The sequence below is a fragment of the Lysobacter auxotrophicus genome, from assembly GCF_027924565.1.
Taxonomy (GTDB): domain Bacteria; phylum Pseudomonadota; class Gammaproteobacteria; order Xanthomonadales; family Xanthomonadaceae; genus Lysobacter_J; species Lysobacter_J auxotrophicus.
Genome location: NZ_AP027041.1, coordinates 3952023 through 3964916, shown reverse-complemented (window position 1 = coordinate 3964916; position 12894 = coordinate 3952023). Strand labels below are relative to the sequence as shown.

Below are 12894 nucleotides of genomic sequence, written 5' to 3'. Positions count from 1 at the left end.
CCCTTTCCTTGCAATCGCATCACTGACTGGAACGCCGACATGGCCCAATCCCACTCGCCGGACGCCAACACCTACTTCGTGCCGCATAGCAGCCGTTGGCCGTTCCTCGGTTCGATCGCGCTGTTCACCACCATGGTCGGCATCGCCAGCTGGTTCAACGAGGTCAGCTGGGGCAAGCCGGTGTTCTTCTTCGGCATCGCGCTGATGGTCGGCGTGCTGTTCGGCTGGTTCGGCGACGTCGTGCGCGAGTCGGTGCGCGGCAACTACAACAAGCAGGTGGACACGTCGTTCCGCATGGGGATGATCTGGTTCATCTTCTCGGAAGTGATGTTCTTCGGCGCCTTCTTCGGCGCGCTGTTCTACGCCCGCATGTACGCGATGCCGTGGCTGGGCGGCGAAGGCGACGGCGTGATGACCAACTCGCTGCTGTGGCCGGGCTTTTCGGCCGCGTGGCCGAGCAACGGCCCGGGCGCCGTCGGCGGCGTCTACCAGACGATCCCGGCGTGGGGCCTGCCGCTGCTCAACACGATGATCCTGCTCACCTCGGGCATGACGGTCACCATCGCGCACCACGCGCTGAAGGCCGGCCACCGCAAGCAGCTGCTGACCTTCCTCGGCCTGACGGTGCTGCTGGGCGCGCTGTTCCTGTACTTCCAGGCGGAGGAATACATCCACGCCTACACCGAGCTGAACCTCACGTTGGGTTCGGGCATCTACGGCTCGACGTTCTTCATGCTCACCGGCTTCCACGGCGCGCACGTCACGCTCGGCACGATCATGCTGGCGGTGATCTGGTTCCGCTGCCTGAAGGGCCACTTCACCAAGGACAACCATTTCGCGTTCGAAGCGGTCGCCTGGTACTGGCACTTCGTCGACGTCGTGTGGCTGGGCCTGTTCCTGTTCGTTTACGTGCTGTAACAGCCCGTGATTCGTGATTGGTGATTCGTGATTCGCTAGAAGCGCAGCCCGCACTCACCAATCCACAAAAAAGGCGACGGGATGACCGTCGCCCTTTTTGCTTTTACGAATCACAAATCACGAATCACCAATCACGGACGTGGCCGCTTACGGCCCGCCGTGGAACTTGATCCAACCCATGTAGTTGGCGAGCACCACCAGCAGGATCAGCGCGATGGACAGCGCGATGCGGCGGGTCAGCGCGTTCACCGTGCGCTTGCTCTCGCCCTTGTCCACGAGCATGTAGTAGAGGCCCGCGCCCAGGTTCCACAGGATGACGATCAGGAAGGCGATGATCACCAGTGTCTTGAGCGAATCGTTCATGGCGGCCTCCGACCGGCCCCAGGATGGGGCGCGCCGGCCATTATGGCGCCGCGCCGCGAGGAAGTCGTGAGCCGCAAGCGCACGCTCATCGTCGGCTGGACGGCCGCCCTGGTCGCCATCGCCCTGTTCGCGAACCTCGGCCTGTGGCAGTCGCGCCGCGCCGTGGAGAAGCAGGCGATGCTCGATGCCGCGGCGCAGGTCATGTCCGATCGCACGCCGCGTCCGCTGTCGCTCGCGGGCCACGCCGCGCGTGCGCGTGAGGTCGACTGGGCCGTCGGCACCGGAACGTTCGATGCGCGCGCTGCGTTGCTGCTCGACAACCAGCAGCGCAACGGCCGGGCCGGCGTGCGCGTGTACCGCCTCTTCGTGCCGGCGCAGGGCGGTCCGATGCTGGTGGATCTCGGCTGGCTGCCGCTGTCGGGCGACCGCAAGCTGCCGCAGGTGCCGAACATCGACGGCGCGATCGAACTGCGCGGCCTGCTCGTGCCGCCGCCCTCGACGGGACTCGCGTTGGGTCCCGCGCTGGTGAAGCAGGGCGACGCCTGGCTGATGACGCGCGTCGACCTGCCCGCCATCGCGCGCGAAACCGGCCTGTCGGTGCCGATCGCGCCGCGCGTGCTGCGCCTGGATCCCGCACTGCGCATCGGCTACGAGCGCGACCTGGAGCTGCTGCCCAACACCCTTCCGCCGGACCAGCATCGCGGCTACGCGGTGCAGTGGTTCGCGCTTGCCGCCGCGGTACTCGCGACGGCGTTGATCCTCACTTTCCGCAGGCGCCGTCGGCCATAAGGAGTTCGCGATGCGCGACGACACGACCCCCAACGAAACGCGCAACCGCAGCCGCAACCGCGTGCTGTTGCTGCTGCTGTTCGCGATGTTCTTCGGCAGCATGATCGTCGCCGGCGCGCTGCGCTTCTCCGGCTGGCGCCCGTCGGGCACGAAGAACGTCGGCGAACTGCTCGATCCGCCGGGCGACGTGCGCGCGCTGACGCCGCGCCTGCTGTCCGGCGGCGACTACGCGTGGAAGGCCGGCGAGCGCACGTGGCGGATCGTGGTCGCGCCGCCGGCCGATTGCGACGCCGAATGCACCACGCTCGCGCGCGAGATCGAAACCGTGTGGCAGCTCTTCGGCAAGGACGCGGACGACGTGCACGTGCTGTGGCTGTGCGCGACGCAGGCCTGCGCCTGGCCTGCCGGCGTGCCGCAGCCGGGCACGCTGAAGCTGCTCGCGCCCGACGCGCAGTTGCGCGCCGGTCTGCCGCGCGTGGACGACACGATCGTCAAGGCCGCCAACGCGAGCGCCAGCACCAGCGGCCGCGGCGTGCCGGCGTACGTGATCGACCCCTACGGCTTCGTGATTCTGCGCTACGCTCCCGGCTTCGATCCGTCCGGCCTGCGCACGGACGTCGCCCGACTGGTCAAGTTGAAGTGACCGGCGGACGACGAAGGAACAACGACAGGTTCTGATGAGCAGCATGACCATGCCCACCGAATCCCGGACCGGCTCGCGCCCCGCGGTTTACCGACATTTCCATCGCCTCGCCTGGCTCGCCGTCGCGCTCGCGCTCGGCGTGATCGTGTTCGGCGCATTCGTGCGCCTGTCCAACGCCGGCCTGAGCTGCCCCGACTGGCCGACCTGCTACGGCCGCGCCGCGTGGCCGACCGTCGCGCACGAGGTCGTCGACCATGCCGCCACGGCGATCCGCCCGGTCGAAGTGCACAAGGCGTGGCGCGAGCAGTTCCACCGCATGATCGCCGGCACGCTCGGCGTGCTGGTGCTGGGCCTCGCGCTGCTCGCCGCGCGCCGTCGCAAGTACGGCGTGCTGCAGGTCATCGCCGCATCGGTGCTCGTCGGCATCGGCATTCCGCTCTACATGCATGGCGAACACGTCGCCGCGTCGGTGCTCGCCATCGCCGGTGAGGCGATCCTGCTGTTCGCCGCGCTGCGCTGGAGCAACGTCGACCTCGCGCGCGTGGCGTCGATCACGCTCGCGGTGATCATCTTCCAGGCGCTGCTGGGGATGTGGACGGTGACGTGGCTGCTCAAGCCGATCGTCGTCATGGGCCATCTGCTCGGCGGGCTGCTGACGTTCTCGCTGATCCTGTGGATGGCGTGGCGCGCGACACACATTCCGATCCGCCTGGCCGAAGCGCAGCTGGTGCGCCGCCTGGTGATCGCCGGCATCGTGCTGCTCGGCGTGCAGATCGCGCTGGGCGGCTGGACCAGCGCGAACTACGCCGCGCTCGCATGCGGCAACGATTTCCCGACCTGCGTCGGCCAGTGGTGGCCGCGACACGACTTCCGCGAAGCCTTCGTGCTGTGGCGCGGCATCGGCGTGGATTACGAAGGCGGCATCCTCGACGGCGAGGCGCGCATCGCGATCCAGCTCGCGCATCGCATGATGGCGATGGTCGTGTTCGTCTACCTGCTGTGGCTCGCGGTGCGCCTGATCCGCACGCCGGGCATGCGCAGCTGGGCGACGCTGCTCGGCCTGCTGGTGTTCGCGCAGGTGGGCCTGGGCATCGCGAACGTCAGGCTCGGCCTCCCGCTGTCGGTGGCCGTGATGCACAACGCGGGCGCGGTGCTGCTGCTGTTCGTGCTCGTGTCGCTGCTGGCGCGCCTGCGCCCGCCGGAGCCGTGATGGCCAGCGCAATGCCGAAGGGCACCCTCAAGCAGTACTGGGACCTCACCAAGCCGCGCGTCGTGGCGCTGATCGTGTTCACCGCGCTGGTGGGCATGTTCCTCGCCGTGCCGGGGCTGCCGCCGCTGCGGGAATCGGTGCTGGGCTTCCTCGGCATCTGGCTGGCCGCGTCCAGCGCGGCCGCGATCAACCAGCTGCTGGACTCGCGCATCGACGCCAAGATGGCGCGCACGTCGTGGCGCCCGATCGTCGCCGGGCAGATCACGCCGACGCAGGCGCTGGTGTTCGCGCTGATCCTCGCCGCGCTATCGATGACGATCCTGGTGGTGTGGGTCAACACGATCACCGCGATCCTCACCTTCGCCTCGCTCATTGGCTACGCGGTGATCTACACCGTGTACCTCAAGCGCGCGACGCCGCAGAACATCGTCATCGGCGGCATCGCCGGCGCGGCGCCGCCGCTGCTGGGCTGGGCCGCCATCACCGGCATGACCGGCGAGTGGGACTGGCCGCACGCGCTGCTGCTGGTGCTGATCATCTTCGTCTGGACGCCGCCGCACTTCTGGGCGCTGGCGATCTTCCGCCGCGCCGACTACGCGCGCGCGATGGTGCCGATGCTCCCGGTGACGCATGGCGTGGAATACACGCGCTGGCAGATCCTGTTCTACACGGTGCTGCTGGTCGTGGTGACGATCCTTCCGTGGGCGGCCGGCATGAGCGGGCTGTTCTACCTCGGCGGCGCGCTCGTGCTGGGCGCGGTGTTCCTCGGCTACGCGTGGAAGCTGATGAACCCGCCCGACGAGATGTACGCGATGAAGGTCTTCAACTATTCCATCGTGTACCTGATGGCGCTGTTCGCCTTCCTGTTGCTGGACCACTGGCTGATGCCGCTGCTGGCGCCGGTGCCGGTGATGGAGTTCCAGCCGCAACACTGATCGACCACCCAATCGAGACCGCCGAATGACGCACAACCGCTTCCGCTTCGCAGTGACTTCGTTGTTCGCCGGCCTCGTCGCCGCCACGTCGGGCGCGTCCGCGCAGGCGCCGGAACTGATCGAACCGCAGGCGCAGGCGGGCGAGGTCGTCGTCACCGCCGGGCGCCTGCTCGACGTGCGCACGGGCCGCATGATCGACCACCCGCAGGTGCGCGTACGCGACGGTCGCATCGTCGAGGTCGCGCGCGCCGGCGCGGCGCTGCCGCCGAACGCGCGCGTGATCGATCTTCCTGGCATGACGCTGATGCCCGGCATGATCGACATGCACACGCACCTGGACGCCGATCCCACCTACGGCGGCTACACCGGGCTGCAGTTCAACGACCGCTTCTGGTCGATGATCTCCGTCGGCAATGCGCAGCGCACGTTGCTCGCGGGCTTCACCACCATCCGCAACGTCGGTTCCGATGCCTGGAACGACGTCGGCCTGCGCCAGGCGATCGACGAAGGCAAGCTCACCGGCCCGCGCATCGTCACGGCGGCGTACTCGTTCGGCGCGACCGGCGGGCATTGCGACTCGACGTTCTTCCCGCCGTCGATGAACCAGAAGAGCCCGTACAACGCCGACACGCCGGAAGAGGGCCGCCAGCGCGTGCGCGAGCTGCGCAAGTACGGCGCGCAGGTGATCAAGATCTGCGCGACCGGCGGCGTGTTCTCGCGCAACACCGAGCCGGGCCAGCAGCAGATGAGTTACGCCGAGATGAAGGCGATCGCCGACGAAGCGCACCAGTGGGGGCTGAAGGTCGCCGCGCATGCGCACGGCACGGCGGGCATCAAGGACGCGATCCGCGCCGGCGTGGACACCATCGAGCACGCGAGCCTGATCGACGAGGAGGGCATCCGCCTGGCGAAGCAGCACGGCGCGTGGCTGTCGATGGACATCTACAACACCGACTACACGCAGGCCGAAGGCAAGAAGAACGGCGTGCTCGAGGACAACCTGCGCAAGGATCGCGAGGTCGCCGACATCCAGCGCGAGAACTTCCGCCGCGCGCACGCCGCCGGCGCGAAGATGGTCTTCGGCACCGACGCCGGCATCTACCCGCACGGCAACAACGCGAAGCAGTTCGCGGTGATGGTGCGTTACGGCATGACGCCGCTGGAGGCGATCCAGTCGGCGACGCTCACCGCGTCGCAGGCGCTGGGCCGCGAGGACGTGGGCGTGGTCGAAGCGAATCGCTGGGCCGACCTGATCGCCGTCAACGGCGACCCCACGAAGGACGTGACGGTGCTGGAGCAGGTGCCGTTCGTGATGAAGGGCGGCGTGGTGGTGAAGGGCGAGGGCGCGGCGCAGTAAAGGCGCAGGTTCCGAACCTCGACGGCTCATCACCTTTCGAAGTCGTCATCCCGGCGAAAGCCGGGACCCAGGCCCGGAACGCACGGGCACATTCCTGCCCTTGTAGCCCGGGTAAGCGAAGCGCACCCGGGGAAGCGTTAATCGAAGCCGGACGCCTGGGCCCCGGGCGCCGCGCGTAAACGGCGCAAGCGCCTACTGCACCGCCACCCGCGGCTCCAGTTCCGCATCCAGCAGGGGCGTCGCCGAAGGAAGCCGCGCGGGATCCAGCAACGCCGCCATCGTCGGGTCGGCCGGGTAGCGCGTCCCGTCGAATTCCAGCGCCACGGTGCCGGCTTCATCGCCGCCGCCGACGTTCACCAGCAGATCGTGCCAGCCGCGGTTCGTGCGTGCGCCGACCGCGATCGGCGCCTGCACCGACACGGACTCGCCAACGAGCCGGTAGCCGTCCTTGCCGCCGTGGAAGACCAGCAGCGTGCAGCCATCGGCCTGGCACCAGTTGGTGTCGTCGAGCAGCATCAAAAGGTCTTTCGTGCCGTCGCCATCGAGGTCCGCGGTCGCGTCGCGGTGCGCGGGAATCTCGCGGATGCTGCGCGAGGCGAGGAAGGTTTCCAGCGCCTTGTCCGCCAGCGCCTTCTCGTTCACCGGCGGCGGCAGCGGCGCAGTCGCCTGCGCGTCGCTGCGCGCGTTCGTGCTGCAGCCGGCGCACGACAGCGCGACCAGGGCGCATGCCATGGCCAACGTGAATGGGGTACGCATGTTCAGCTCTCCACCGAAGCTGACGCGAGCTTGCGCCCGCCTGCGTGGTGGCGGAGTGAGCGTTTTCCAACGGATGAATCGCGCGCGGCGAGCGCGCGCATGCTGGCCACATCCAAGGAAACCGTCATCCCGGCGCAGGCCGGGATCCAGGCTCGCATCCTGTTCGAAAGCAGAAAAGCCAGCGCGGAAGTGTTGCAGGCCTGGATCCCGGCCTGCGCCGGGATGACGGATCTGCAACGCTTCCGCCGATTCCCGATTCCCGATTCCCGATTCCCGATTCCCGATTCCCGATTCCCGATTCCCGATTCCCGATTCCCGATTCCCGATTCCCGATTCCCGATTCCCGATTCCCGAATCACGAATCACGAATCACAAAACCAACTCACTTCCCAAGCAACGCCTGCTCCCAGAACAGCATCGTCGCCGCGTTGAAGTAATCCACGTTGGTCTTCTTCTTGAAGCCGTGGCCTTCGTCGTCGTACAGCAGGTACCAGACGGGCTGCCCGTTCGCGCGAACTGCCTTCACGATCTGCTCGGCCTCGGTGTACGGCACGCGCGGATCGTTCTTGCCCTGCGCGACGAAGAGTCTCGACGCGATGCGGTCGGCGTGATTCAGCGGCGAGATCGTGTCGAACACCTTCGCCATCGCCGGATCGCGCTCGTCGCCGTACTCCGCGCGGCGAAGGTCGCGGCGGTAGCTTTCGGTGTTCTTCAGGAACGTGCCGAAGTGCGAGATGCCGACGATGTCAACGCCGGCCTTGATGCGGTCGCTGTAGTGCATCAGCGAGGCCAGCACCATGTAGCCGCCGTAGCTGCCGCCGTACACGCCCACGCGCGAGGCGTCGAGCTCGGGCTGCCGCGCGATCCAGTCCAGCAGCGCGCCGATGTCCTTGACCGAATCCTCGCGCTTCTCCGCGTTGTCCAGGCTCAGGTACGTCTTGCCGTAGCCTTCCGAGCCGCGCACGTTCGGCAGCAGCATCGCCACGCCGAGTTCGTTCGCCAGGAACTGCGCGGTCGGGTTGAACAGCGGCAGCGACTGGCCTTCCGGGCCGCCGTGGATGTTGATCACGACCGGGATCTTCCTGCCCGCCGGCACGTTCGCCGGACGGTAGTAGAACGCCGGGATCCTCCGCGGCTTTCCATCGACCGAGTCGAACGTCGGGTAATGCACCAGCTTCGGGGCGACGAACTTCGACGCGTCGAGTCCGCCGACTTCGCTCTGCGTCCAGCGCGCGATTTTCGAACTGTCCAGGTCGATGACGTACACATCGCTCGGCGACGTCGCCGAGTTGAGCGTCACCGCCAAGCGATCGCCATCGGGCGAGAAGCCCAGGTTCACCACGACGCCGACGGGTAGCTGCGGCAGCTTCACCTCGCGATGCGAGGGCAACGACAGCACGTGCAGTTTGTAGATGCCGTCCTCGTTGGTTGTATACGCCAGGCGCTTGCCGTCGTCGCTGAGCGCAAGATCCGCGACGTCCCACGGCGTCGATCCGGTGAGTACCTCGAACCTGCCGGTCTTCGGATCGTGGTGGCGCAGCGTCAGGAATTCCTGCGGCTTGCCGTCGATGGGCTCGTCGGAGAGGTAGTACACGCCGCGTCCGTCGGGCGAATACCTGAACTCCTTGAGCGATGCCTTGCCGCCGTCGACGGGGAACATCGTGAGCTTTCCGCTGGCCAGGTCGACCACGCCCGGATACGACTCCGCCGCCGAAACGTACTTCATCACCAGCAGCTCGCGGCCGTCGGGCGAGAAGTCCATCGCGTTCCACTGGCCGCCTTCGGTGACGAGCACGCGCGGCTTGCGCGCGGCGAAATCCATCACCCACACGTCGGTGTCCTTCCCGTTGCGCGCGGTACTGCTCCACGCGAACTGCTTGCCGTCGTGCGAGAACAGCGGGCCCTGGTTACGCGCCTTGCCGTCGGTGAGCAGCGTGGTTTCGCGCGATTTGAGGTCGAACCAGTGCAGCTGCCAGAACTCGTTGCCGCCGATGTCCTTGCCGAACACGAAGCCGTCCAGCGTCGAGCGCGCCGGTGCGGCTTCGATCGCGGCGAGCGGTTCGGGATAGAACGTCAGCTGCTCGCGCATGCCCATCGGCGCGCACACTCGATGTGCCTGCGCGGTTTCGGCGAAGCGCGTGCTGATGAGCAGGCAGTCGTCGCTCCAGCCCGCGAACGTCGCGCCGCGCGTGTTCTGGTAGCGGCTCAGGCGTTCGACCAGTTCCGGCGGAATCGCCGGGATGTTCTCGCTGGTGCGATTGCCGACCTGTTCGCGCGCGACGGCCGGCGCCTTGGCCTGCGGCTTCTGCGCGAGGGCAGGCGCGGCGCACGCGAGCAGCAGGGCGGGCAGGAGGATGGAACCGCGTGGCGACATGGGCGTTCCCCGGATGGAAAGCCCGAGCTTAGCCCGCGTCGCGTGTGCCGCGCCGGGCCGTCGTCGCGAAAGTGCGCGGATGCCTCAGCCGGCGCGCGCCGCCGTGCGGGCGGGCCGGACCAGCCGCCACACGGCGCGAATGGCGAAACGCACCAGCGCTGAGATCGCGGCGAACACCAACGCGACCAGCAGCGGCAGCACGCCGCCGAAGGTGAACGCCATGCCGGCGACGAACCCCGCGACGCATTCGGCGCGATGGACCGGGGCCAGCACCGCGACGACGAGCAGGCCGAAGAACAGCGTCTGCATGAGCGCCTGTGCCCCGAACTCGAAGCCCGTCGCCAACGCCGTGCCGTACAGGAACGACAGCACGAGCCCCGTCCACATCGACCGCGTGAAGCCGCCCTGGCGTCGCGCGCGCAGGCCCAGCGCGAAGCCGATGGCCGGCAGCGTGAGCAGGCCGAACCCGTTCGAGATGGCCGGCAGGTCCGCGCGGTTGAGCAGATGATGGCTCTGCACGCCGCCGCCAATCGCCTCCATCGACAACTGCACGACGGCGTAGGCGAGGCCGATGAGAACGGGCACGAAGAGCAGGCGGGTCGGGGACGGCATCGGATGCGCTCGGCACGGGGATGCCCGCACTGTGGCCCGGCGCGGGCGTCGCGGGCATATGCGGAAAGTGCAGGTGACCTTCCGCCCCACGGACGGCTCGCGGCGTTTAGTGCCGCTGCAGCAACCGCAGCGACAGCAGCTCGCGAAGCTCCTGCTTTTCCGCGTCGACCAGCGAGGCCATGCGCCCCTGCAGCGATTCGATGCGCGCCTGCAGCGCCTGTGCGTCCAGGCGCGCGATGGCATCGAGGAACGCCTGCTGCCGGCGGTCGGCATCGTCGAGCACGCGCGCATCCAGCGGCGTGGACGCCGTGGTTTCCACCGCACCGGCGGTGGCGAGCTTGGTCAGCGCCGGCGCTTCGCTGCGATCGGCGAAGTGTTCCAGGATCAGCCCGGTGGAGATGTCCGGCCGCTGGTGCACCAGTTCGATGATTTCCACCAGCAGGCCGACGCCGGGCTGGTCGAGCGAGGCGAAATGCAGCGACGGCGGCAGCGCGAGCGCGACCTGCGGCTGCTGCAGCAACATCGTGATGGCGCTGCGCACGAGCGACGGCTTGGAACCATGCGTGGTGCCCTGCGCTCGCGCGCGCTGCACCGGCACGTGCGTTTCCGGCGTGCTCGCGCGTGCGCCGACGCCGGTGAGTTCGGTCAGGCGCTGCTTCATCAGGTCGCCGAACGCGCCGTCGGGAATCTGCGCGAGCAGCGGCTTGGCGCGTTCGGCGAGGCGGCCCTTGCCTTCCAGCGTGTGCAGGTTGACGTCGCTGGAAAGCGAGTCGAAGAAGAACTGCGACAACGGCGTCGCCTGCTTCAATCTTGCTTCGAAACCATCGCGCCCTTCGGCACGCACCAGCGAATCGGGATCCTCGCCGTCGGGCAGGAACAGGAAGAACGCCTGGCGTCCGTCCTTCATGCGCGGCAACACGGACTCGACCGCTTTCCATGCGGCGCCACGTCCCGCGCGGTCGCCGTCGAAACAGAAATAGACGTCCGGCGCGTTGCGGAACAGCAGCTCCGCGTGATCGGGCGTCGTCGCGGTGCCGAGCGTCGCCACGGCCGTATCGAAGCCGTTCTGGAACAGCGCGATCACGTCCATGTAGCCTTCGACGACGATCAGCCGTTCGATCTTGTTGTTCGCCTGGCGCACCTGCCACAGGCCGTAGAGTTCGCGGCCTTTGTGGAACAGTTCGGTCTCGGGCGAGTTGAGGTACTTCGGGCCGTTTTCCTTCTCGAGCACGCGACCGCCGAACGCGATCGTGCGACCGCGGCGATCGTGGATCGGGAACATCACACGGTCGCGGAACTTGTCGTAGACGTGGCCGCGATCGTTCTTCGAGAACAAGCCGCCGCGTTCAAGCAGTTTCATGCGTCGCGGGTCGGTGCCCAGCGCATCGCGCAGGGCGTTGAAGCCGTCGGGCGCGTAGCCGAGCGAGAAGCGCGCGCGCGTGTCGGCATCGACGCCGCGGCTGTCGAAATACCCGAGTGCGCGACCGTTGTTCGCCAGCTGCTTCTGGAAGAACTTCGACGCGGCGTCCAGTGCGCCGTAGAGATCCTGGCTGTCGGGATTCGCGTTGCGCTGGTGCGTGTCGCGCGGCACTTCCATGCCCAGGCGCTTGGCGAGTTCTTCCACCGCGTCGAGGAACTCGAGGCGGTCGTAATTCATCAGGAAGCTGATCGCGGTGCCGTGCGCGCCGCAGCCGAAGCAGTGATAGAAGCCCTTCACCGGCGAGACGGTGAAGCTGGGCGAGCGCTCGTCATGGAACGGGCAGCGAGCCGAATACTCCTTGCCCTGGCGCTTGAGCTGCACGCGCGAACCGATCACCTCGACGAGGTCGGTGCGCGCGAGCAGGTCGTCGATGAAAGCGTCGGGGATGCGGGCCATTGGACGGTAAGGATGCCATGCGCTCACCCTTCTCCCGCTTGCGGAAGAAGGTGCCCGAAGGGCGGATGAGGGCGGCGGATGCCCTCACCCCAGCCCTCTCCCGCACGCGGGAGAGGGGGGCAGCGGAATCAGTTCGCCAGACGCTTCTTCACCAGCGCCGACACTTGGCCCATGTCGGCCTGGCCGGCGAGCTTCGCCTTCAGCGGGCCCATGAGCTTGCCCATGTCGGCCGGACCGGTCGCGCCGGTTTCGGCGATGGCCGCGTCGATCGCGGCGAGGATCTCGGCCTCGCCCATCTTCGCGGGGATGTAGCGCTCGATCACGACGATCTCGTCGCGCTCGACCTGCGCGAGGTCCTCGCGGCTGGCGGCTTCGTACTGGGTCACCGAGTCGCGGCGCTGCTTGACCATCTTGTCGAGCACGGCGATGACCGCGGCGTCGTCCAGCTCGATGCGCTCGTCCACTTCCTTCTGCTTGATGGCGGCGTTGATCAGGCGGATGACGGCCAGGCTGTGCTTGTCGCCGCCCTTCATGGCGGCCTTCATGTCGTCGGTGAGTCGCTGCTTGAGGCTCATCGGGCTGCTCCTTGGCTGGGGATCGCGCGCCAGACGCGCGGAATCGGGGAAATGAGGGCCGGGTCGGGCGTCTGACCGCAGGCCCGGATGCGGGTCGGGGCCGTCAGCGCACGAAATCCGGAAACACAAAAAGCCGGCAGCGCAGGGCGCGGCCGGCTTGTGCGATGCGTCCGGGAGCGGGTCGCGCTGGGCGCGGGCCCGCCAGGGCGATCAGTACAGGCGCTGACGCTTGGTCACGTCACGCGAGGCGCGACGGGCCTGGCGCTTCACCGCGGCTGCGGCCTTGCGCTTGCGTTCCTGGGTCGGCTTCTCGTAGAACTCGCGCTTGCGGGTCTCGGCCAGGACACCGGCCTTCTCGCAGGTGCGCTTGAAGCGACGCAGAGCAAACTCAAAAGGCTCGTTTTCGCGGACTTTGACGCTGGGCATACGTAATCTCGTTTCGGTAACCGGCCCGGGCAGGCCGGGGAAGAGCCGCGCATTATAGCG

General features: G+C 67.8%; 14 protein-coding genes. 7 read left to right on the top strand and 7 right to left on the bottom strand.

Features of this window, described 5'->3' with window-relative positions:
• Positions 1-39: 39 nt before the first annotated feature.
• A complete protein-coding gene (locus LA521A_RS18050; protein ID WP_281780219.1) occupies positions 40-918 on the top strand; it encodes a cytochrome c oxidase subunit 3 in 879 nt (292 codons plus the stop codon).
• Positions 919-1065: 147 nt separating this feature from the next.
• On the opposite strand, the gene LA521A_RS18045 is transcribed toward LA521A_RS18050, so the two are convergent.
• A complete protein-coding gene (locus LA521A_RS18045; protein WP_158732522.1) occupies positions 1066-1281 on the bottom strand; it encodes a twin transmembrane helix small protein in 216 nt (71 codons plus the stop codon).
• A gap of 66 nt (positions 1282-1347) precedes the next feature.
• Here LA521A_RS18045 and LA521A_RS18040 point away from each other — a divergent pair, with 66 nt between their 5' ends.
• Genes LA521A_RS18040 through LA521A_RS18020 form a run of 5 tightly spaced genes read left to right on the top strand, consistent with a single transcriptional unit; the run spans position 1348 to position 6215 of the window.
• Positions 1348-2070 carry an SURF1 family protein gene (locus tag LA521A_RS18040; RefSeq protein ID WP_281780218.1) on the top strand — a complete coding sequence of 241 codons (723 nt, stop codon included), beginning with the start codon at positions 1348-1350 and terminating at the stop codon, positions 2068-2070.
• A 10-nt stretch (positions 2071-2080) separates the two neighbouring features.
• Positions 2081-2713, top strand: a complete 633-nt coding sequence (locus LA521A_RS18035) for a redox-active disulfide-containing membrane protein (RefSeq protein WP_281780217.1) — start codon at positions 2081-2083, stop codon at positions 2711-2713.
• A 43-nt stretch (positions 2714-2756) separates the two neighbouring features.
• Positions 2757-3923, top strand: coding sequence for a COX15/CtaA family protein (locus tag LA521A_RS18030; RefSeq protein ID WP_281782132.1), 1167 nt, complete (start codon positions 2757-2759; stop codon positions 3921-3923).
• A gap of 11 nt (positions 3924-3934) precedes the next feature.
• Positions 3935-4858, top strand: a complete 924-nt coding sequence (locus tag LA521A_RS18025) for a heme o synthase (protein WP_281782131.1) — start codon at positions 3935-3937, stop codon at positions 4856-4858.
• A 25-nt stretch (positions 4859-4883) separates the two neighbouring features.
• Positions 4884-6215, top strand: a complete 1332-nt coding sequence (locus LA521A_RS18020) for a Xaa-Pro dipeptidase (RefSeq protein WP_281780216.1) — start codon at positions 4884-4886, stop codon at positions 6213-6215.
• 192 nt (positions 6216-6407) lie between these two features.
• On the opposite strand, the gene LA521A_RS18015 is transcribed toward LA521A_RS18020, so the two are convergent.
• Positions 6408-6971 (bottom strand): COG3650 family protein, encoded by a 564-nt coding sequence (locus LA521A_RS18015; protein WP_281780215.1) that lies wholly within the window; start codon positions 6969-6971, stop codon positions 6408-6410.
• A 99-nt stretch (positions 6972-7070) separates the two neighbouring features.
• Here LA521A_RS18015 and LA521A_RS18010 point away from each other — a divergent pair, with 99 nt between their 5' ends.
• Entirely contained in the window at positions 7071-7403 is a 333-nt protein-coding gene (locus tag LA521A_RS18010) for a hypothetical protein (RefSeq protein ID WP_281780214.1), read from the top strand.
• Here the strand turns inward: LA521A_RS18010 and LA521A_RS18005 are convergent.
• The 5 genes from LA521A_RS18005 to rpsU form a co-directional block, all read right to left on the bottom strand.
• Entirely contained in the window at positions 7354-9345 is a 1992-nt protein-coding gene (locus tag LA521A_RS18005; RefSeq protein ID WP_281780213.1) for a S9 family peptidase, read from the bottom strand. The two genes, LA521A_RS18010 and LA521A_RS18005, sit on opposite strands and share 50 nt — an antisense overlap.
• Before the next feature lie 84 nt (positions 9346-9429).
• Positions 9430-9957, bottom strand: coding sequence for a hypothetical protein (locus LA521A_RS18000; protein ID WP_281780212.1), 528 nt, complete (start codon positions 9955-9957; stop codon positions 9430-9432).
• A 106-nt stretch (positions 9958-10063) separates the two neighbouring features.
• The gene (dnaG, locus tag LA521A_RS17995; protein WP_281780211.1) at positions 10064-11833 is read right to left on the bottom strand and encodes a DNA primase; all 1770 of its coding nucleotides are present in this window, start codon (positions 11831-11833) and stop codon (positions 10064-10066) included.
• A gap of 128 nt (positions 11834-11961) precedes the next feature.
• Entirely contained in the window at positions 11962-12408 is a 447-nt protein-coding gene (locus tag LA521A_RS17990; RefSeq protein ID WP_115842038.1) for a GatB/YqeY domain-containing protein, read from the bottom strand.
• A gap of 210 nt (positions 12409-12618) precedes the next feature.
• Complete coding sequence (gene rpsU / locus LA521A_RS17985) at positions 12619-12834, bottom strand: 30S ribosomal protein S21 (RefSeq protein WP_031371286.1); 216 nt, start codon at positions 12832-12834, stop codon at positions 12619-12621.
• Positions 12835-12894: the final 60 nt, after the last annotated feature.